We start from the raw sequence: 21312 nt of genomic DNA, 5'->3' as shown, positions 1-21312 counted from the left end.
ACTCTGGCCAGCCCGTTTGACCTTCACATTGATGTGAAGGTCGCAGACTCGCAACGCGGTTGAGACACAGCCGCTGTGCACCTGCGAATGAGGAGGACCTGCCATGGTTCCGTTCGATGTCCCGGCCTTCTACCAGGAATGGGCGACCCACAGCGGCGGCGTCTTCGACGCGGCAGCCGGGGTAGGATCCGACACCCTGGCCGACATCCGGCTCGCTTACCGAAAGTTCTTCCAGGACAACTTTCCAGCACCGGGCGGGGTGGACTTCGTCGCTGTCAACGCCGGCGGAGTGGCCGCCGAGTATGCGACCCCCACGGACGCGATCACCGGTCGCCACCTGATCTACCTGCACGGTGGCGCCTACCTCGTGGGAGATCCGCAGAGTTACCGCGGCCTGGTCGGCAATCTCGCTGTGCGCCTGCGTGCCCACGTTCTGGTCCCGGACTACCGGCTCGCGCCCGAAGCAGTCTTCCCCGCCGCCGTCGATGGCGTGGTCACGGCCTACCGCTGGCTACTGGAGCAGGGTACTGCGCCGCAGAACGTGGTATTCGCCGGCGACTCCGCTGGTGGCGCCATGGCGGTCAGTGCCCTGGTCGCGGCCCGTGACCAGGGGCTTGCCATGCCCGCCGCGTCGATCGCCATTTCCCCCTGGGCGAATCTCGAACACACCGGGGCCACGATGCGCACACTCGACGGCATAGACCCATCCGTCAACCGCGCGGGGCTGCGCCGCGCTGCGGACCTCGTCCTGGGCAGCGCACCACAGAACACCCCGCTGGCTTCACCGGTCTACGCCGACACACGCGGACTACCTCCGGTCCTGATCCAGATCGGTGGTCACGAGGTCATGCTCAGCGATGCCATCCGGTTGGCCACCAAACTGGCCGAAGACGCCGTACCGACCCGCCTCGACATCGCGCCCGAGATGGGGCACGTATGGCATCTGCTCGCCGGGCTTCTTCCCGCTGCGGACAAAGCGGTCGCCGACGCTGTCGCCTTCGCCGAACAACACCTTGCCCCGGCATGAGCCGGCAGAAACGCAGCTGCCGCGCGAGTGACTGCGACCCGCATGGACACGAACGTCCGGATCTGCCGCTTGGCGCGCGTTGGTCAGCCGTCCAAATCGGTTGGCTGACAGCACTGCCCAACGCGCGCACATGCCGAGGAGCGTGCGTGCATGGCGTCCGCCGTCGAGTGTGCAGCATGTCGGTACCGGCAGACAGAATGCAGGACATGGAAAACGGTGATGACAAGGACGCGGCCAAGCCCTCCCCGGCTGTGAACAGCTGGAAGGTAGGTCTGACCTGCGTCGTGATCGTCGTGACCGGCTACCTGATCGCGTGGCTGGTGCACGAGCCGGAACCGTCGGAGCCCACGGCTCGGGCCAAAAGCTCCTATGTCACTCCGCCGGTCGCGTTTCCGGTGCAGATCCCGGGTTGTGATGTCGTGGAACCTCCGCGGGAACGGCAAACGTTCGGGATGGCTTACTCCGTCACATACGAATACGATAATCCGTCCTATCCGTGGTTCTCCGGTCCCAAGGCGGGCGCGATGACGCAGGCGCTGCAGGATGGGCTGCCCGGTGATGTCGAGATCGCCTTCGCCCCGGTAACGCGCTCGCTGGTGTTCCAGCCGATCCTCGGCGATGCCACGCAGAACAAGGGATTCGGCGGTTGGACCAGGGCGAACGCCACGCTGCTTCGCGGTGACCGAGAGGGCGCGCTGTCGGTGACCGTGCACCAAGCCACCAAGCCGATTCCACCGTGCGTCGCCGGCGAACTCGACGAACGGCGCCACCTTCCCGATGGCACGATCGTCGATACCGATGACACCTGGTATGAGATCGAGGGGGTTCGCACCCTTACCCGCAACGCCACCGCTTATCGGCCCGACGGATCCGTCGCCCATGCGAACGCCACCGATCAAGCCGCTGAGGGCAGCGGCCGTCCCCGAGCCGTCCCCTTGGCCGTCGATGAACTCGTCGCGCTCGTGACCGATCCCGAACTACGCATCAGCGCGCCGGTTCCGCCCGCAACGTCGAGCCCGCCCGAGGTCTGCCTGCCCTTCTCGAAACCCGGCGCGGTGATCGATCAGGCCCAGGCTCGTCGATGGGATGCGGTGCTGGCGCAGATCCCGCTCGACGGTGTGCCCCTGAACCGGCCATTGGGGGCGCTGCGGCAGGGAGAGTGGGGCAGCGGCGTGTGCCAGACGGTTCGAGTAACCACGCCCGGCCGGCAATCGCGGTTGGCCATCGTGATCAGCACCGCGCAACCCCTGCCGCAGGAGCCCGATACTTCCGCTTACGGCAGCACGAGGCGGCGGCTGCCGGACGGGACTGTGGTCGAGACCCACGAAGAGCGAAGTGCGGCGCTGGCGTCCACCCCGCGAACTGACCGTACGGTCACCGTCACCCGCCCGTCCGGGACACAGATCAAAATCTCCTTCGCCGACGCACCCGCCGAGCTTCTGCCGTTAGCGCTGCTCGAGGAGATCGCCCTGAATCCGGGACTCGACGTGTCGTGATGAGAACGATCCGTGCTGACTTCAGTAAGCGCGAGTGACCGATCATGCCGCGAGCCGGGCGTGGGTCGGCCGTCCAAATTTGTTGGCCGACACAGCTTTCCAACGCGCGCGAATGTCGAGTCAGGGTATTTGCGGGCCATGTAGCAGGACCGAGAATCCTCGATCTCGCACGCAGCACGCGTATCCCACGCAAAGGTCCACGGCCGGAGGCTCGTCCGGGATCGACGTCGACTCGATGCCGGCGGCAGCGCGGTTGGACCATCCCGGCGTGCGATGTCGGCGGGCGTCGGCGATGCTGTGGGCGTGGAGTACGTGTCCAGAGTGCCGCGACCGCCGCTGGACGAGCTGATCGACGACCTTTACTACCTGGAGGGTGCGCCGCCGTACAACCGGCTGACGCTGCCGCCGATGCCGTCGGCGCTGCTCATCGTCAACCTCGGGGCGCCGTTCCGCATCCGCGCCGGCACCGACATCGAGACTGCCGAGTACGCCGACGGCTGCGTGGTTACCATGCCCACCCGCGCGTTGGAGTTCGGCTACCCACTCCGGACCCGGTCTGTCGGCGTGCACTTCAAGCCGTGGGGGCTGGCGCCGTTGCTGTCGATGCCCGCGGCCGAACTGTGTGACTGTCCGGTGACGGTAGAGCAGGTTTGGGGCAGGCCCGCCGTTGCTGAGCTGCGAGACCGGCTGGCCACGGCGGACGGACCGCGCGAGATGCTGACGCTGCTCGAGGATGAGCTCATGCGACGGTTGTGCGAGACTGCCGGCCTGGGGCTGGTCAGCCATACGAGCAGCGTCATCGCGGCGACCAGCGGGGCGGTGGCGATCGGCGACCTGAGCGTGGCAGCCGGTGTCAGCAGCACGCATCTGGCTCAGCGGTTCAAGGAGCTCATCGGCGTCACGCCGAAGCGGCTGGCCCGCACCTACCGCTTCGCCGCCACCGTGTTCTCGATCAACCCCGCCGGACCGGTCGACTGGGCCGACCTCGCCGGTGGCGCAGGCTATTTCGACCAGGCCCACTTCGGCCACGAGTTCCGGGCGTTCACCGGGCTCACGCCGACCCGGTATCTCGAAGTCCGGCGGCGGTTCCTGCGCGAACATCCCGGCCACGTGCTGGACAGCTGGCCGCTGCCGGCCGATTGATTTCTTACAAGAGCGCCAGCTCACGACACGCTAATTTGGGGGCACCCGAAAGCAAAGGAGAGCCCCGTGGGCAAGGTGGTCATGTACGCCTCGGTGTCGGTGGACGGCTTCGTCGCGGACGAGAACGACCAGCCCGGACCGCTGTTCGACTGGTTGTCCAGTGGTGACGTCCCGTTGGACGAGAGCGGCGAGGTGAAGGTGTCACAGACGTCCTACGACTACACCCGGCCGTACTGGGACCAGATCGGAGTCACGATCGTCGGCCGGCACGTCTTCGACATGACGGACGGCTGGGACGGGAAGCCTCCGGGCGGGATCGACCACGTGGTCGTCGTGACGCACCGACCGAAGCCCGAGGGCTGGGACTCCGAGGCGCCGTTTCACTTCGTCGACGGCGTCGAGGCAGCCGTGGCCAAGGCGCAGGAGCTTGCGGGTGACCGCATGGTCGAGGTCGCCGCTGGCGACGTCGGTGGCCAGGTGCTTGCCGCGGGCCTGATCGACGAGGTGCGCATGGACGTCGTACCCGTCGTGTTCGGGTCCGGCAAGCGCTACTTCGGGTCGGTCCACGCGCAGCACCTGTTGGCGGAACCTGACGTGGTGATTCAGGGCAACCGGGTGCTGCACCTGCGCTATCGCGTGCGCCGCTGACCGATCTGAGCGGTCGGCGAGAGCGCCGGAATATGAACTGGCCGTGGCTATCCGAGACCTGTCGCCACTCCCCCTCGCTGGCACCGCTTTCATGCGAACGCACGGCTAGGAGGTCGGCCTCGTCACCTGCGGCCGAGGCGAGCACCCGGACCTTGATGTCTTCACTCTCGGAGCGGGCCGCCCGGCACACCTCGATGCTGCTGCCGTCAGGCAGGTAGGTATCGATGAGATCGTGGGCCAGGTCCTCGGGCCGGTCTGCTACCAACGTCTCTGAACGTCTGGATCTGCCGATTACCCGACGTTCGCGCGGGGTGGTCGTATGGTCTGCGGAACCCGTGCCCAGATCCGGTTACCCGACGAGTCGATTCACCTTCGGCGCCTTCGTCGTCGTTGCGGAAGAACGAGATTCGGGGATTGATAGTCGCAGACGTCCAGAAATATCTCTCGGATGTCGGTTGCCCGCACTCAGCGAAACGAATTCTGGATGTTTCGATATCAGCCAGGCATGCGGTAGATGAAACGATTTCGGGTCAGATCAGGCCCGTATCACTCACACGGATTGCGTTTGTAACACCCGGCGCAATTCTCCGATGTGATCTGCATCACCAAACGGTCGATCTTGGCCGGAGAAGAAAAGAGCAAGACCATGAAAACCCTTTCGCGCACACTCAGGACCAGCGGCATATGCCTGGCGGCGATCTGCATACCGCTCGGCATGACAGCACCGGCGCACGCCGCCGAGCAGGTCTACGTCTGCGGCTACACCCTCGACGAGCACGTGGCGAACTTCTCCGGCGAAGAGAACACCGTTACGGGCACCATCACCTATACGTCGTGCGTATCAGTTACCCAACCGACCATCACGCATGGGACCGCCACCATCGAAGGGTCCGCGACCGGCTCGCCTGGTCTGGCAACGATCAACGAACACGACGAGGTGACATGGTTCGACGCCAGCAATCACGTGGTTGGCACCAGTGTCATCAACCGTGAGCGCACCTTCGCGGGATTGCCCGCGCTCATGGTCGAATCCGATCCGTCCGCGTCGCTCGTGTCCGGGCTGTTCTCGCCTAACCAAGTCTCCATCAATGCGGGAACTGCAACCCGCACATGCGCGTCCGGCGACGTCGCCCCGTGCACATATCACAATGAATCCGACGAGGCATGAGGCAGTAGTCCTGCAGTAAAACCATTCAGCCGCCTAGACATTCATCTGGGCGGCTGATTTGGCAGCTACACGCGACGAGCATTTCTCTGGTTGACCCACGCCCGTTTCCGAAAATGGCGTCGGCCCCCGGCGCCGGTTCAGTGTATGTGGTCTGCGGATAAGTTGTAGGCCCCCGCGACATTCGCTCATGACGAATACCGTGCACCCGATCGGGCACGAAACGAGGGCCATCCCTGCCCAGGATTACCTGTCTCTACGCGGCAGTCAGTCGCAGGATCGTCACCAGCTCAGGTTTTCCGTACGCCTTCCGCACCGCTGCGACAGCCTTCTCCTCCGCAACCGCCGCCTTATCGGCAATCGTCTTGTCCATGGGGTCGTCCTCAGCATCTACGGCAGCCGTCATTGCGGCAATGACGGCGTCCTGGACATAGTCGTCCCTGTCGATGTCCTCGGCGCCTTTGGCGGCAACGGCGGCCCACTCGGCGGCCTCCTCGGCGGTGGTGGCCTCCGCTGCTTCGGCAGCCGCATCACAACGCCGATACGGCATTCACAAGTGCGAGCAGCGGGCGTAGCCGATGCGGATGTCGCCGGTCGGGGTGTCGGCGGGGCTCGGTGCCGGGGAGCCGTCATTCTGCTTGGTATGAAAATTAGGTGGACAGGGATGTCCGGGGTGTTCGTGGGGCTGGTGGCCAGTGCGATGGTGATGTCCCCGTCGGCCGGGTACGCGCCCGCCCAATTCGACTACGACAAGTACAAGTCCGTGGTGCTGTCGCGAATCGACCGGTCAGACAGCGCCAAGGAGATCGTCGCGAGAGGCCTGGACCAGTGCAAGGATCAGTATCCCGACCTCGAAGGGCACGCCTTCTGGCACTGTGCGGGCGAGGTGATCAACAACAAATGCTTCTCCTCGGACGAGTGCTGGGACCGGAACGCGATCATGCAGGTGTACGGGGCGAACGAAGAGAAATGCAAGACAATGGTCACGGACAACACGGACAAACTCGAGATGATCGCCTGTGCCCTGGGCAGGCCCCAAGCTACAACGCCGTGACCATTTGATGACCGCTTTGGGCGCCCCTAGTCAAGCACCGGGTGGGGTTGTCGCGGGCCCGGCATTGATCAGCGACCCCAACGTCGACGTGCCGCCGGATCACTGTCGGCCTGAAACCGGCGAAGCCCTCTCGTCGGAGACCCGCGCGTACGGGGTAGCGCCGAGGAGTTGGTGGGCGTTGCGGGTGGTTTGTTGACGCCAGGTGGGGTCGGTTTCGGTCCAGGTGGTGTCGAGTGTGGTGAGGGCGTGGAGGACTTGGGGGTGGCGGGTCCAGACGTAGTCGCTGCCGTAGAGCAGGTGCTCGGGTGTGGTGATGGTGGACAGGGCGGTGATCTGGGATTGGGTGGGGGTGCCTGCTAGGTCGTAGTAGAAGCGGTGCAGCAGTTCGGAAACCGAAGGGCCGTCAGTGTCCTCACTCAGGGTGCGGAACAGTTCCAGTCGATCGGCCAGCAGGGGCAGCACGCCGCCGGCGTGGGGGACGATCAGGCGCAGGCGGGGGTAGCGGTGCGCGGCGCCGCTGAGGATGAAGTCGATGACGGTGCGGGCGGTGTCGAACAGGAACTCGACCATGGGACGTGGACGGCCGAGGGCGAGGGCCTCGTGTCCGGCGCAGCTGGTGGGGTGCACAAACACGACGGCGCCGCGGCGGTCGAGTTCGGCGAGGACCGGGGCAAGCTGGGGGTCACCGAGGTAGTGCCCGGCGGTGTTGGTCATCCAGATCACTCCGTCGGCGCCGTGGGTGAAGGCGTGGCCGATCTCGTCGAGTGCGCCGTCGATGTCGGGTAGTGGCAGGGAGGCGAAGTAGCCGAACCGGTCCGGGTGGTTTCGTTTGATCTGGGCGGCGGCCTGATTCACCTCGCGTGCCAGTCGCCGGGCGGCGGCGGGGTCGCCGAAGTACACCCCGGGTGAGGAGATCGACAGGAATGCGCGGTCGATTCCGGCGTCGGTCATCAGGGCGAGGTGATCCTCGATGGTCCAGTGCGGCCAGTAGCTTTCCGGCATGCCGTCGGCTTCCCGGTGTCCGGCCGCGGTGGCGGCGCGGATGTAGTCCTCGGTGGTGAAATGCGCGTGCACGTCGATCAATCCGTCGGTCATGCCCGGGCCTCCGTCGGGGTGAGCTCGAGGGTCGCGCCACGACCGTCGACAACCTCGGCGTCCGGTGGGCGGGGACCGCCCACGGCGGTGATGACACCGTCGGCGACCTGCACATCCACCGTCCCGAGAAGCTTCTCGCCGTCGAACACTCGCGCGTCGGAGATGACGAACTTGGTCATGGGAACTCCCGTCCTGACTCGCTATCTACCAACTAGTATATACAAGTTGGTACCCATGGGGGCCTGGATTCATGGACGCGGAGATGATCGAGATAGCGGCGCTCGGCCCAACCGCACTCTCATGGCGCTGGGCGCGCGTCGGTCAACGGTCCACAATCGTTGGCAGAAGGCGCTTCTCAATGCGCGCCCGAGTAGCCGAATCGAGCGTGTTCGGCTGGCCCGTCACCCTGGGGGTCTCGAAACGTCCGTTCGGCGGTGGCCAACTTTACGGCGGGATCGTTGACGCGCGCACATGGCTTCCCATTAGGCACTGACCGACTCGCGTTGACCTGGCACCCGGGCGGATTTCAGGGTGTTTCAACGACGATGTCTGTCCGAAACCGTTGCCGGGAGCGGAGGATTGCTGCTCGATCCGGATAAAGCGAGTGCCTGAAGTCTTCTACTGTTCCTGCGAAATCGGTTGCGCAGGAGGCGAATATGGACAGTAATGACGGTTCGCGGTCGGTGGTGATCGTGGGTGCGGGCGTTGCCGGGCTGACCGCCGCCACCGCGTTGGCACGCTCGGGTTGGCGGGTGGAGGTCGCCGAGGCCGATCCGGACCGGTCGACCGCGGGATGGGGCTTGTGTCTGACCGGTCCGTCGCTGCGGGCGCTCGAGAAACTGGACTTGGTCGACGCGTGTCTGTCCAAAGGCTATGGGATGAGCGCGATTACCCATGTCGACGTCGAGGGCATGCCTGCTGACCGGGTGGAGCTGCCGCGGCTGATCGGCGGGCAACGACCGGCGATGGTCGGCATCGCCCGTGCTGAACTGCACCGCATTCTGTATGCGGAGGCCGAACGGTGCGGGGCGGTGATACATCACGGCATGACCGTGACGGCGGTGCAGCAGGCGGCTGACCGGGTCGAGGTGCGGATGTCGGACGGCACGGACCGCCGGGTCGCGCTACTGGTTGGTGCGGACGGGATTCGCTCGTCGGTGCGCGACCTGCTCGGTCTCCGGACCTCGATCGACTACCTCGGCCAGATGGTGTGGCGGGCACTGGTACCGCGCCCGGTGTGGGCCACCGGTATTCACCAGTTCGCCGGGCAGGTCGATACCGCTGGGCTCGTGCCCATCTCGGACAGCCTGGCGTATGTGTTCCTGACCGAGAACGGGGTGCCGCCGAGCGTCCTGCCCGATACCGAACTCGCCCAGCGACTGACCGAGCTGCTTGCGATCTTTCCGGGGCGGGTCGCGCAGCTCCGACCTCTGGTGGCCGCGTCCGACTCGGTCGTGCGCCGCCCGGTCCAGACGGCCGTGCTGACCGGCGCGTGGCACCGCGGAAACGGTGTCGTCATCGGCGACGCCGCACATGCACCGGCCCCGCAAATGGCCAGCGGCGCAGCGCTTGCCATCGAGGACGGCTTGGTGCTTGCCAAGGAGGTGGCACGTCATGCGACGGTCGGCGCCGGGCTAGTGGCCTTTGTCGACCGGCGTGCGCCACGGTGCCGTGCGCTTGTCCAAACCTCGGTGACGATATCCGGCTTGGAGCAGCGGCAGCGCCACCACGAGGCATATCCACTGATCGAGGCCGGTCACCGGCAGCTCGCCGAATCCGCGTAAGCCAACCCGCATGAGGAGACATTGATGACCGCCGCAACAACCCGAACCCTGCCGGACGCGCAGCAGTGGCTGCGTGAACATCTCGCGCGGCGAAAGAACCCCTTCAACGCCATCGATCACGATGCCGCCGCGCGGCACATCGAAACGCTCCCCGGTATCGATCCCGAATCCTGGGCAGGGCACTGGCTGGCGGGGGCGACGGATTTCGCGGCGCGGGCGCGCACCGCCGAGGAGCACGGGGATCGCGAGCAGGCACTGGAGAACTGGTGGCAGGCATACCAATTCGCGTTCCTCGGCCGTTATCCGTCCCCGCTGCACCCGGCCAAACTGCACGCCTACGACCGGGCCGTGGAGTACTTCGGGCGGGTGTCCGCGCTCGAGCACACCCCGGTCCAGCACGTCGAGGCGCCCTTCGACGGACGCGCCGGTGAGGGCGACGTGGTGCGGTTCTTCGTGGCCCGCCCGCCCAGCGCGGCGGTGCGCCCGCCGGTGATCCTGATGTGGGGCGGGATCGATGTGTGGAAGGAGGAAACCTATGCGCGCGGCCGGATGCTGCGCGAGCGCGGGTTCGCGACCCTGCACATCGACAAACCCGGCGTGGGGCAGTCGCCGGTGCACGCGAGCCGCGACGCCGAGCGGCAGTGGGACCCCGTCTTCGCGTGGCTGCGCGAGCAGGACGACCTGGACTCTGAACGGGTAGCGGCACTCGGTTTTTCGTTCGGCGGCTACTGGGCGACGAAGCTCGCTCACACGCACCGCGAGCACCTGGTAGCCGCGGTCAACTGGGGTGGCGGCATTCACCTGACGTTTCAGCCCGAATGGCAGGAGCGCAGCCGCGACGCCTCGTCCTACCTGATGGATCTCATGCCGGCCAGGGCGCGCATATTCGGCGGCGCCACTTTTGCCGACTACGTCGCCCGGTGCCCGGAGCTGTCGTTGCTCGATCAGGGCGTCCTCGACCGCCCGTCGTGCCCGCTGCTGCTGGTCAATGGCAAGGACGATCTCCAAAATGCTTCGGCGGACCTGTATTTGGCGCTCGAGCACGGAGCGCCTAAGACGGCCCGGATGTTTCCCGGCGGTCATATGGGCGAGGGCCCGGTATTTCGCACGGTCGTCGACTGGCTGACCGAGCGACTCGACTGACCACCACACCGCGAGGAGTGCACGATGAACAACCTGATCACCCATCTACGGCACGTCGATATCGCCATGCCGAACTTTGCCGAGCAGCGGCAGTTCTACACCGAGACATGGGGTTTGACGGAAATCGCCAACGACTCCGGCGTCGCGTTCCTGGCGGCCGAAGGCTCCCCGGAACAGTATGTGGTGCGGCTACGCGAGGATATCGGCAAACGCACCGACCTCCTTGCCTTCGGCGCCGCCACCGCCGCCGACGTCGACGTCCTGGCCGCTCGGCTGATCACCCTTGGCGTTCGGCTGGTGCATGAACCGAAGCCGCTGGACACGCCCGGAGGCGGCTATGCGGTCCGATTCTTCGACAACGAGGGTCGGGTGGTGGAGGTCTCCGCCGAGGTGACCCCGCGGCGGCACCGCAAAATCGAGGCTCGCGAGCCGGTCCCCGTTCGGCTTTCGCACGTCTTGATGAACTCGCCAACGCCCGAGGCCACGGTGGCCTGGTACATCCAGCATCTCGGCTTCCGCCTCTCGGACACCATGTGCCTGGGCGCCGACCGCGAAATCATGTGGTTCTTGCGGTGCAATACCTTTCACCACAGCTTCGGCATCGTGCGTGGACCGCACGCGGCGTTCCATCACGCCTCTTTCGAAATGCGCGGCATCGACGAGTACATGCGCGGAACCGGCCGGATGCGGCGGCTTGGTATCGAGCGCCTGTGGGGCCCTGGCCGACACCGCGCCGGTGACAACTCCTTCAGCTACTACCTCGACCGGGCAGGCAACACCGTGGAGTACACCACGGAGCTGGAGATGCTGGACGAGGACGCCTGGCACCCGCACATTTACGATCTGCGTGACCCCGTCAATGCGGACCAGTGGGGCACGGCGAACGAGATGGACGAGTTCATTGCGGCCAAGTCCCACAACGATATCGACCGCGGGCTGTTCGTCGCACCGCCGCTGTGATCGCGACCGCGTGGCAGGTGTTGGCATACTGATCATCGGAGTTGGCCGCACCAGAGACAGCGCGGCGGCCGTCCCGAGGAGGTGAAGGCCATGACCGCGCCGCTGCGCGATTTCCTCATCACCAAGTCGCGGAACCCGGTCGATCTGCTCAATGCGGCCACCCGGCTGTTCGGCGGCTCGATCATCACCTCGCCCCTGGCCGACCTGCCCGAGGGTGAGCACGAGTTGCGCGGTGTCAGCGCGCCCGATTTCGCGGCCGGTTACTTCGCCTCGCCGCTCGACGTGCGCGTCGACACGGCGGTCGGGCGCCGGTCCTACTTCGTCAATCTCGGTGTCTCCGGCGCGATCTCGGCGTCGCGCGGGAGCCTGCGTACGGTCCTCGACTCGTCCACGGCGGGAGTGGTCAATCCCGGCGACACCCAGGAGCTGCGGCCGCTGGGATTCGCGACGCGGTTTCTGGGCCTGCGGATCGACGCCGCACTGGTCGACCAGGAATTCACCGCGCTGACCGGACACCCGCCGCTGTCGACGGTGCGGTTCGACTTCGCTCTCGATCTGGGCGAGCCCAAGGGCCGGGCGGTGCGGTTGCTCGTGCGTTCCCTGCTGGAGCAGTTGGACTCGGGTGATCCGCTGTTCCAGCGCGTGGAACTGCAACGCAGCCAGCTACGGAGCATCGTCACCGCACTGCTGCTGGCCCAACCGCATTCGCACACCGGCGAATTGCTGGACGGTCCGCAGCCCGGATACCCCCGTTCGGTGCGTTCGGCGCTGGCATTCATCGAAGCGAACCTCACCGAGCAGCTCAGCCTCCGCGCGATCGCCGCGGCCGCCGACTGCAGCCCGCGGACCCTGACCGCCGCCTTTCGTGACCGGACCGGCGTGACACCCATGTCTTACATCCGCAACCTTCGGCTCGAACGGATCCGCGCGGACATCCTCGGGTCTACCGACCAGGTCGGTACGATCGCCTACCGGTGGGGTGTCGCTCATCTCGGCCGGTTCTCCGCCGACTACCGTGACCGCTTCGGCGAACTGCCCTCCGATACCGCGGCCCGTCGGTAAGCAATCCGGCTATGCCTCAGTGAGATCATGCGCAGCGTGCCCAGTTCACCAGCCGCCGCGCTCCGGGCAGTGTCCCAGGCCCGGCCCAGCGCGGGCGGCGCGGACTCCGCCAAAGCCGCACCGGCCGTGGTCAATACGACGCTACGCGTGCTGCGGACCAGCAGGGCCGCACCTAGTTCCGCCTCCAATCGGCGCATCCGGGCGCTGAGTGCGGGCTGTGCGATACCACCTCCCGCTGTGGCTGGCCACCGACTCCCCCGCGCTCCTCGAAACGACCTCCATCCCGATGCTGCGCACCCAGCGAGGTCGGGCCTGCATCGCTATCGGCTCCTGGAGCGTCCGGCCGAGCGGGGTCAGGCGGATTGGCATTCTCCGCCAGTCGGCGAATAGACCGCGCGACAGGGTATGACGCAGCCCACACTCGCTCCTCGCGCTCTGCGATACCAACCCTCGTAGTATCGACCATTAGTTCAGTAACTAAGGGACGCTCGCCGACCCGAACAAACTATTTGAAGCGTTGACGCCGGAGGAGGAGATGGGGCAGGCGGTCAAGGGGACCGCACCGTACGCGAACTGGTTGCCGCTATAAGCCGCATTGTTTATACGGCAACGATAGGCCCTCTCCTTGGCTGATGAGCACCAGCCGCCAGGGGGTGGGCATTGCGTCTATTTCGTAGTGTGAGAAGATCTTCTGTGTGACTTGGGGAGTGTCGTTGTCTAAGGTTCGTATCATTGGCGCTGTAGGCGTCGTCGTTCTGATTCTCCTGGCAGGCTCGCTTTACTTCGGCTTGCGCAATAAGCCTGATGAATCTCCGGCGAATCAGAAAGCGATCTCGGTGGCGGTCGACGTGACCAACCTGCCGCAACGCGTGATTCAGGTGAAACAGACGATCCCCGTTCAGCAGGGCGAGGTAGATTTACTTTTTCCGCAGTGGCTGCCCGGCAGCCATTCTCCGTCCGGTCCGATCGACAAGATCGCGGGCATCACCTTCACCAGCGCCGGGAACAAGCTGGAGTGGAAGCGTGACCCGCTGAACGTGTATGCGTTCAAGGTAACTGTGCCCGACGGCGTGGAATCAATTGACGCGAGCTTCCAGTACCTCACCCCCACCGATTCCACTCAGGGGCGCGTTGTGATGACGCCGAATATGCTGAATTTGCAGTGGAATGCCGTGCTCCTCTATCCAGCCGGTGCTCCCGTCAGTGAGATTCCGTTCAACGCGAGCGTTACCTATCCGCCAGGATTCGAGGCCGGAACCGCGCTGGAGGTCGCTGGCAAGGACGGCGACACCGTGAATTACAAACAAGTTCCGTTGGACATCCTCATCGACTCGCCCGTGTACGCGGGGCGCTATCACAGGGAGTTCGACCTGGCTCCCGGCGCGAAAACCCCGGTGCGGCTGCAAGCATTCGCAGACGCACCGGAGCAGCTCGAAGCCAAGCCCGAGCACATTGAGCTGCACAAGGCTCTGGTGCGACAGGCTGTGGAACTGTACGGCGCACAGCACTATGACCACTACGACTTCCTGCTGTCGTTGTCGGATCAGCTCAGCTCCAACGGATTAGAACACCAACGGTCCAGCGAGGACGGCCAACCCACGGACTATTTCACCGGGTGGAACCCCACGGTTGGCAGCGACGATCTGCTCGGGCACGAGTACACCCATTCCTGGAATGGCAAGTTTCGACGCCCGGCAGACCTGTGGACACCCAACTACAACGTCCCGATGCAAGGCAGCTTGCTGTGGGTCTACGAGGGACAGACGCAGTATTGGGGCAACGTGCTCACCGGCCGGTCCGGCCTGCGACCTGCGGACGTCTCCCGTGATGCGTTGGCTTCGGTAGTCGCCGCATACACCGAAAACCGGCCCGGACTCACCTGGCGCGGTCTGCAGGACACCACCAACGATCCCATCATCGCTCAGCGGCGCACGAAGCCGTATCGGTCGTGGCAGCTCAGCGAGGATTACTACCAGGGCGGGCAACTGGTATGGCTTGGGGTGGACGCGCGTATCCGCGAACTGTCGGAGAACACAAAGTCACTCGATGATTTCGCTCGCGCGTTCTTCGGTGTCGACGACAGTAAGTGGACGTCACAGAACACCTACGACTTCGACGACGTCGTCTCGACGCTGAATGGCGTGGTCGCCGACGATTGGGCGAAGTACCTGCGCGATCGCCTCGACGGAAAGGAACCGTTCGCCGCAAGTGTCGAGAAGACGGGGTGGAAGTTGGTCTACGACAACAACCCGGGTGCCCTCCTCACGGCTCAGCGGAAAGAGGCTGACGGCGCCGTCAACTACACCTACTCGATCGGTCTCAACGTGTCCGGTGCGGGCAAGGTCACCGACGTGCGATGGGACGGACCCGCATTCAAGGCAAAAGTCGGCTCCGGGATGACGGTGGTTTCGGTCAACGACGCCCCCTATTCCCAAGCCACGATGGAAGCCGCAATCGAGGCGGCCAAGACAGACCCCGCACCGATCCGATTGCAGGTGAAAGACTTCGATCAGACACGGACCGTTGAACTGAACTATCACGACGGCCTCCGTTACCCGCATCTGCAACGCATCGACGGCACCACGGACTACCTCACCCAGATCCTGGCCGCGCGGAACTAGCGCCGCACGGTCCAGCGCGGACAAGGCATCGTTTCTGTCAGTCCATCAGGGCTGCAAGGGTTTTCCTATCCAGGACGACTGACGAGGTGTGGTCCCACACGATCCGCCAGCCCGTGGCCGCGCGCCGCCAGGTCAGTGAACTTGTCGCCCGCAAGCCGGTCTCGGTGCCGTCGGCGGCTACCAGCCGCGCGACGAAGACCAACCGCGAGGCGGCGAGATCGCCGGACACCAGCACGTGCGGACCATCGGCGAGCCGATGGTCCGCAGCCACCAGTCGGTTGAAGACCGGCTCCCACAGCGACCGGTATTCCTCGGCACTGCGCGCCACGCGGTGCTCGGGGTCGGCGTCGTCGTAGAGCAGGACATCCTCAGCGTCCCAGTCGTAGAACTCGCCCTGGACCGCACGCAGGTCGAACGGAGGATCGCCCTGCTTGCGGTCCCAGCCCCACAGCCACCGCGTATGGGCCGCCGCCACGGTTTCCACGGCGGTCATCACGCAGACTCGCGCATGGACCCGCGGCCGGACTTCTGCATCATTCGCTGTTCTGTGCGTCTCATCCCTCGATGATCGGCAGCGAACAGCCGGACTACCAGGCCGCGTGCCTCCTGGTACTGGAGCACCTACCCACGGTTCGACTCGAAGAGCAGGCTCCCGGTCACCACGAGCGGTCATCGCAATCGTTGGGCAGCAGTCGATTTCAGCAACATCCGCAGCTGCCGCGACCCGCGCGTTGTCGGTCCGTCCACTCGGCTCTCGGAAAGATCAACGGGCCGAGATCACTTGGTCCGCTCGACACACCATAAGCAGCCGATGTGCGGATGCCCGGCGACGAATGTCGATTCCACCGCCGAGGACGCCTGGACACCGATCAAAACTCCCCGAGCGGTCCGGGACGAGGAGGGTCAATGCAAGGGGGCCCTCACAGTACCTGTGTCACCAGGGTCTCCCAGACGTCCGAAACGCCTGTCAACCTGGTTGAGCGCGAAAGCGCCGACAACACTCCAGCTGCGCCGAAGGCGCGACCGTGTCGGCGCATTCTTCGACGACAGAATGGACGGAGACCCATGGCGGACAACCAATTCACCACTCACACAGAACGTTTCGATCTGAGTGGGAAGTACGCCCTTGTCACTGGCGGCACCAGGGGCATTGGGATGATGATCGCGCGCGGCCTTCTCCAGGCGGGCGCCCGCGTCATTATCAGCTCACGCAAGGCAGACGCGTGCGCGGAGGCACAGCAACTACTGTCCGAATTCGGCGACGTTCAAGCAGTCCCCGCCGACCTGTCCAGACACGACGAGTGCCAGCGCCTCGCGGATCTTGTCATGGCTGACTCGGAACGCCTGGACATTCTCGTCAACAACGCGGGAGCGATGTGGCGCGAGCCGCTCGAGACGTTCCCCGACGAGGCCTGGGACGCGGTACTCGACCTCAACCTCAAGTCGCCGTTCTGGCTGGTGCAGGCGCTGCTCCCCGCACTTCGCAGGGCGGGCACCGCCGATGATCCCGCGCGGATCATCAACATCGGCAGTATCGCCGCCATCCACGTCGCCCAGTCGCCCAACTACTCGTACGCCAGCAGCAAAGCGGCACTCCATCAACTCACCAGAGTGCTCGCCAGAGAGCTTGGCCCACAGCACGTTACGGTGAACGCGGTAGCACCGGGAGTGTTCCCGTCGCAGATGATGGCGTCCACGCTCGATGCCATCGGCGACACGATCGCGGCGGCGGCCCCGCTGCGCCGACTCGGCCGCTACGACGACATGGCGGGTATCGCCGTGTTTCTCGCTAGCCGGGCTGGGTCCTACCTCACGGGCACCACCATCCCGGTAGACGGCGGCATCGCGACGACCGCATCGGGTACCCCTTAGACTGCGGAATCCTGACGCGGACAGAACGATCGAGACCTCACGTTCTAGCCATCGCATACTCCGAGAAATCTACGCCCGCAGCCAGTTCCGGTCGCGGGCGACGATTGTCGGCAGCGCCACGCACGCGAACTCGTCAGGAATCCTTATGCACGCTATGCCGCATGGCGCGCGTTGGTCGGGCTGTCCATTCAGTTGGCTGACAGCGCTTCTCAACGTCCGCTCTTGCCTGCGGGTGCTCGACCGACCCCCGATCAAGCCGAGCAGCGTTTGTGCTGACACGCGAAGAGCTGCGTGCGGCCTGCTTTGCCGGTCGGCTCGTCAGTTCAGGTAGCTGGTCAGCCCCTCGACTACACGCTGGGTGACACTGCAGGATGAACGACAGGTGGATCAGCCCGTCGAACAGGTCCGATGCCGGATCGGGTCCAGAGCATTCTTCAGCACCCACAATCGCATCGACATCGCGCCCGTCGACTTGGTAACCACCACACGTCGAAGCTCCTACTGGCCGACGTGGTCTCCGGGTGGCGGCGACACCATGCCGAGAGGCTCCGGACATCGCCCACGTCCGGAGCCTCTCCATCACGGCCGAGGCCTCGGTTGCGTTGGTCTCATTCATCTTGACAAATTCCACCGTGACAACAACTATTGACTTGATCTTCAGTCAAGTCATTTTACCTACGATAAATCTCGATAGGAAATCGATATGACCGCGGTGCCGTCGCGTATGCGCTTTCAAGTGGGTGGGCAGCGCTCTCGGATTGACGCACCGGAACTGGATGCGGGCGCGCTACTCGACGCCGCACGCCAACATGTCGAGCCGCTGTTGCGCGAGGCGGTAGACGGGCTCGCGGCCCCGCTGCGACGAATGGCCGGATATCACTTCGGGTGGTGGGATGTCGAGGGCCGTCCTACCGGCTCGACACTAGGGAAGGGGTTGCGTGCCGCGGCGACTTTCGCGTCGGCGCGAGCGTGCGGGGCCGATGCGGCGGTGGCGGCGCCAGCGGCGGCAGCGGTGGAGCTGCTGCATAATTTCACGCTGATTCATGACGATGTGATGGATGGCGACCATCTGCGTCGTGGCCGGGCGACGGTGTGGCGCGTGTGGGGTGTCAGTGACGCCGTGCTGCTGGGGGATGCGTTGCATGCTTTGTCGACTCGCGTCCTCATCGACAGTTCGGACCGTGTTGGGGTCCGAGCAGTTGCGCTGATGGCATCGACGGCCCTGGACCTTTGCGCAGGTCAACATTTCGACTGCGCCTGCGAGCATGGCGGTGGCGTCGATGTCGCCGACTACCTGCTGATGGCGTCCGGCAAGACCGGCGCGTTGCTCGGGGCCGCGTGTGCGCTTGGCGGGTTGTACGCCGGGGCCGACGACGCCACCGTGGCGGCGTTGGAAACTTATGGCAGGGAGACAGGCATCGCATTTCAAATCATCGACGACCTGCTTGGCATCTGGGGCGATGCGGCCACTACCGGAAAAACACCTGGCAGCGATCTAGCTCGGCGAAAACAAACTCTTCCGATTATTGCGGCGCTCGAATCGGACCATCCCGCGGCAGCCGAGCTGGCAGGTCTGTATTTCGATGACCGAGTGTTGAGCAAGGCCGACTTGGCTCGTGTTGCTGAGTTGGTCGAGCAAGCGGGCGGAATGACTGCGGCACGGCAACTGGCCGAGCTGCATCGACTCGCGGCCATGGCGGCACTGCCCAGTTTTATCAACTCGTCCGAGCTGCGAATCCTTGGTTCGTCGGCTATCGACCGCAACCGATGATTCGATAGGAGTCTGAGTCACGATGCGAGCAGTATTCAGCCAGCACCGAGAACCGCCGAACGGCGTTTTGGAAAATCAGGCGATTCCGACTGCTCCAGGAGCGCTGCCGCTGGTCGGGCATTCGTTGGCGCTGCTGCGGGACCCGTTGGCGTTCATCTCGGCACTTCCCGCATACGGCGATGTGACGACGATACGAATCGGGACGCTTCCGATGGTGATGGTGTGCGATCCGCTACTCACCCGGCAGGTTTTGCTGGAGGACAGCACCTACGACAAGGGCGGACCGGTCATGGACAAAGCCGCCGAGGTGATCGGTGACGGTTTGATCACCTGCCCGCACAGCAAGCATCGACGTCAGCGTCGGCTGTGCCAGGCGGCGTTTCATCCGGACCGGCTCCCCGAATTCGGCGCGGTGTTCGAGCGCGCGGCGAAAGAAATAGCGAGTTCCTGGCACGACGACCAAGTCGTCGACGTCGATCGAGAATTGATGGCAATGACAGCAGGCACGGCCGTGCTGACAATGTTCGCCAACACCCTGCCGGAGACGTCGGAACAGATTATTGCCGATTTGGTCACGGTGGTGGAGGGAGCGTTCCGGCGAATGATCACACCCCCGTTCCTCAACCACTTCGCCCTGCTGGGAAACCGGCGCTTCGACCAGGCGAACAAACGGTTACGGAGTGCGGTGGCCGACGCCGTCGGCAGACGTCGTGCGGACGACGCCGACCACAGCGACCTACTGGCTTTTCTGCAGGAGGCCGTCGATTCCACGGAACACCCGGACAGCAGCGATCGGCTGACCGATATCGAACTGGTCGACCAGATCACCACCTTCTTCGGCGCCGGGACGGAGACGACCGCGAGCACAGTGGCCTGGGCTCTGCACCTGCTTGCCCGTCACCCCGACATTCAGGACCGGCTTCATCAGGAAATCCACGACGTCCTGGCCGGTGAACCGATGACTTTCGAGCGTCTGACCGACATGGAAATGGCAAGTCATGTCATCAACGAGACGCTCCGGCTTTATCCGCCGGCCTGGCTGCTCACCCGCACCGTCACGAAGGACACTTCGCTGGGCGGCTTCCGGCTTCCGGCCGGGACCACGCTGGCCTACAGCCCCTACATCATTCACCGTAGACCGGATTTGTACGACGATCCCGATCGTTTCGACCCGCAGCGCTGGCGAAACACCAAGCCCGATCGAACGGCCTTCATTCCGTTCAGTGCCGGAGCCCGCAAGTGTATCGGCGACCGCGTCGCCATCACCCAAGCGACGATGGCATTGATCGCGATCGTCGGCCAGTGGCGCCTGGCGCCGCTTCCGGATCAATCTCTGAAGCCTGCTGTCAAAGCAACCTTGACCCCCCGCCATCTTCGCCTCCGTGTTACGGCGCGCCGATACCGGTAACCACCCGAATAGTTTGGAGAACCACAATGTCGGTGGACGCAGGACAAGCAGTCGACGGTTTGCGCATCCCCTTCCCCAGCGCCCGCAACCCGCGAACAGAGCTGGTCCGTAAGCCCCATCGGGACTGGATCGACACCATGGGGATCGCCCCTGCGGCGACCGCGGACATCGGTGCCGACCTTCCGCTCATTATCGGCCGTCTCTATCCACACGCCGGTGTAGACGAGCTGGCCCTGGTCACCGACTGGAATTGCTGGGGCTTTCTCTACGACGACGAATTCAACGGCCGTCTGGGCGAATTGCCCGGGGCGGTGGCCGCCTCAGTCGCGGGCATGATCGAAATCATCTGCGCGCCAGCGGCTTTCCAAGAAACTTCCGAGGTGCCGTTGGCTCGGGCGCTCGCCGACATGATGCGCCGGTTCCGGGACAGCGCGTCGGCGATCTGGTTCCATCGATTCAGCGAACACTTCGCCGCGGGCCTTACCGGTTTCGCCCATCACTCCGCCGCTCGCGCGAGGGGCGGATCAACCAGCATCGAGGACTACCTCGCCCATCGACGACTCGATATAGTGTCCGACCCGCTGCTGGATTTCATCGAACTGACCGACGACTGCGAACTGTCGCCGGTAGTGCACACCAGCCCGGCGATGCTTCGCCTGCGCCGGGCAGCATTGGACATCATCATCATGATCAACGACGTCTTCTCCTACGACAAGGAACTCCGCTGCGGCGACACGGAGAATGCGGTAGCCGTCCTGGAACGATCGACAGGGCTCACCCGCGAAGACGCGACGGCCCGCGCGATCGAGATCGCAAACCACAATATCCGCACCCTTGTCGAAGCCACAGACACCTTGCCGGCAGCATTGCGCAAGCTCGACGCCGACCTCGACCAGATCGACCGAGCCCTGCGATTCCTCACCGGAGTTCAGACCGTGGTGAAGGCTACATACGACATCCACCTCGAAAGCGCCCGATACGCCGAATAAAAGTACGAACTACGTCGTGCGGGTCATGGGGAATGCCGAGCACGGCGATGCAGGCATCGAGAATCGCGCGCGCA

20 protein-coding genes are annotated in these 21312 nt (G+C 64.7%); 15 read left to right on the top strand and 5 right to left on the bottom strand.

The features are described 5' to 3' along the window. The first annotated feature begins 103 nt into the window (after positions 1 to 103). From OG203_RS38365 to OG203_RS38345, 5 genes are all read left to right on the top strand, one after another. Entirely contained in the window at positions 104 to 1027 is a 924-nt protein-coding gene (locus OG203_RS38365) for an alpha/beta hydrolase (protein ID WP_405162097.1), read from the top strand. 206 nt (positions 1028 to 1233) lie between these two features. Further along, on the top strand, positions 1234 to 2523 hold the full coding sequence (locus OG203_RS38360) for a hypothetical protein (RefSeq protein ID WP_405162096.1): 1290 nt from the start codon (positions 1234 to 1236) through the stop codon (positions 2521 to 2523). Positions 2524 to 2826: 303 nt separating this feature from the next. Then, complete coding sequence (locus OG203_RS38355) at positions 2827 to 3666, top strand: helix-turn-helix domain-containing protein (protein ID WP_405162095.1); 840 nt, start codon at positions 2827 to 2829, stop codon at positions 3664 to 3666. A 66-nt stretch (positions 3667 to 3732) separates the two neighbouring features. Beyond that, complete coding sequence (locus OG203_RS38350) at positions 3733 to 4314, top strand: dihydrofolate reductase family protein (RefSeq protein WP_405162094.1); 582 nt, start codon at positions 3733 to 3735, stop codon at positions 4312 to 4314. Between the two features lie 592 nt (positions 4315 to 4906). After that, positions 4907 to 5482 carry a hypothetical protein gene (locus OG203_RS38345; protein WP_405162093.1) on the top strand — a complete coding sequence of 192 codons (576 nt, stop codon included), beginning with the start codon at positions 4907 to 4909 and terminating at the stop codon, positions 5480 to 5482. Between the two features lie 253 nt (positions 5483 to 5735). Here the strand turns inward: OG203_RS38345 and OG203_RS38340 are convergent, their stop codons facing one another. Then, complete coding sequence (locus OG203_RS38340) at positions 5736 to 6029, bottom strand: hypothetical protein (RefSeq protein ID WP_405162092.1); 294 nt, start codon at positions 6027 to 6029, stop codon at positions 5736 to 5738. A gap of 114 nt (positions 6030 to 6143) precedes the next feature. Here OG203_RS38340 and OG203_RS38335 point away from each other — a divergent pair, with 114 nt between their 5' ends. Next, on the top strand, positions 6144 to 6533 hold the full coding sequence (locus tag OG203_RS38335) for a hypothetical protein (protein WP_405162091.1): 390 nt from the start codon (positions 6144 to 6146) through the stop codon (positions 6531 to 6533). A gap of 99 nt (positions 6534 to 6632) precedes the next feature. Here OG203_RS38335 and OG203_RS38330 read toward each other — a convergent pair whose 3' ends face one another. Both OG203_RS38330 and OG203_RS38325 read right to left on the bottom strand, forming a co-directional pair. Then, positions 6633 to 7628, bottom strand: a complete 996-nt coding sequence (locus OG203_RS38330) for an amidohydrolase family protein (protein ID WP_405162090.1) — start codon at positions 7626 to 7628, stop codon at positions 6633 to 6635. Next, positions 7625 to 7807: a hypothetical protein gene (locus tag OG203_RS38325; protein WP_405162089.1), complete on the bottom strand. Its 183-nt coding sequence runs from the start codon at positions 7805 to 7807 to the stop codon at positions 7625 to 7627. The genes OG203_RS38330 and OG203_RS38325 overlap by 4 nt, the downstream gene beginning before the upstream one ends. Positions 7808 to 8284: 477 nt before the next feature. Here OG203_RS38325 and OG203_RS38320 point away from each other — a divergent pair, with 477 nt between their 5' ends. The 4 genes from OG203_RS38320 to OG203_RS38305 all read left to right on the top strand — a co-directional run bounded on the left by OG203_RS38320 (position 8285) and on the right by OG203_RS38305 (position 12577). Further along, positions 8285 to 9412, top strand: a complete 1128-nt coding sequence (locus OG203_RS38320) for an FAD-dependent oxidoreductase (protein WP_405162088.1) — start codon at positions 8285 to 8287, stop codon at positions 9410 to 9412. A 24-nt stretch (positions 9413 to 9436) separates the two neighbouring features. Next, positions 9437 to 10555 (top strand): alpha/beta hydrolase family protein, encoded by a 1119-nt coding sequence (locus OG203_RS38315; protein ID WP_405162087.1) that lies wholly within the window; start codon positions 9437 to 9439, stop codon positions 10553 to 10555. A gap of 24 nt (positions 10556 to 10579) precedes the next feature. After that, complete coding sequence (locus OG203_RS38310) at positions 10580 to 11515, top strand: VOC family protein (RefSeq protein WP_405162086.1); 936 nt, start codon at positions 10580 to 10582, stop codon at positions 11513 to 11515. Between the two features lie 90 nt (positions 11516 to 11605). Next, positions 11606 to 12577, top strand: coding sequence for an AraC family transcriptional regulator (locus tag OG203_RS38305; RefSeq protein ID WP_405162085.1), 972 nt, complete (start codon positions 11606 to 11608; stop codon positions 12575 to 12577). On the opposite strand, the gene OG203_RS38300 is transcribed toward OG203_RS38305, so the two are convergent. Further along, positions 12526 to 12801, bottom strand: coding sequence for a LysR family transcriptional regulator (locus tag OG203_RS38300; RefSeq protein ID WP_405168133.1), 276 nt, complete (start codon positions 12799 to 12801; stop codon positions 12526 to 12528). The two genes, OG203_RS38305 and OG203_RS38300, sit on opposite strands and share 52 nt — an antisense overlap. A gap of 471 nt (positions 12802 to 13272) precedes the next feature. Between OG203_RS38300 and OG203_RS38295 the strand changes: the two genes are divergently transcribed. Beyond that, positions 13273 to 15198: a M61 family metallopeptidase gene (locus tag OG203_RS38295; RefSeq protein ID WP_405162084.1), complete on the top strand. Its 1926-nt coding sequence runs from the start codon at positions 13273 to 13275 to the stop codon at positions 15196 to 15198. A 37-nt stretch (positions 15199 to 15235) separates the two neighbouring features. Here OG203_RS38295 and OG203_RS38290 read toward each other — a convergent pair whose 3' ends face one another. Continuing rightward, positions 15236 to 15691, bottom strand: a complete 456-nt coding sequence (locus tag OG203_RS38290) for a YybH family protein (protein ID WP_405162083.1) — start codon at positions 15689 to 15691, stop codon at positions 15236 to 15238. A gap of 572 nt (positions 15692 to 16263) precedes the next feature. Between OG203_RS38290 and OG203_RS38285 the strand changes: the two genes are divergently transcribed. The 4 genes from OG203_RS38285 to OG203_RS38270 all read left to right on the top strand — a co-directional run bounded on the left by OG203_RS38285 (position 16264) and on the right by OG203_RS38270 (position 21238). Then, on the top strand, positions 16264 to 17070 hold the full coding sequence (locus OG203_RS38285; protein WP_405162082.1) for an SDR family oxidoreductase: 807 nt from the start codon (positions 16264 to 16266) through the stop codon (positions 17068 to 17070). A gap of 703 nt (positions 17071 to 17773) precedes the next feature. Continuing rightward, positions 17774 to 18841 (top strand): polyprenyl synthetase family protein, encoded by a 1068-nt coding sequence (locus OG203_RS38280; protein ID WP_405162081.1) that lies wholly within the window; start codon positions 17774 to 17776, stop codon positions 18839 to 18841. 22 nt (positions 18842 to 18863) lie between these two features. After that, a complete protein-coding gene (locus tag OG203_RS38275; RefSeq protein ID WP_405162080.1) occupies positions 18864 to 20249 on the top strand; it encodes a cytochrome P450 in 1386 nt (461 codons plus the stop codon). Between the two features lie 26 nt (positions 20250 to 20275). Further along, entirely contained in the window at positions 20276 to 21238 is a 963-nt protein-coding gene (locus OG203_RS38270) for a hypothetical protein (protein WP_405162079.1), read from the top strand. Positions 21239 to 21312: the final 74 nt, after the last annotated feature.

The sequence above is a fragment of the Nocardia sp. NBC_01499 genome, assembly GCF_045040275.1.
Lineage (GTDB): Bacteria > Actinomycetota > Actinomycetes > Mycobacteriales > Mycobacteriaceae > Nocardia.
Note: the sequence above shows the minus strand (reverse complement) of the source record. Positions and strands in the feature narration are given on the sequence as shown.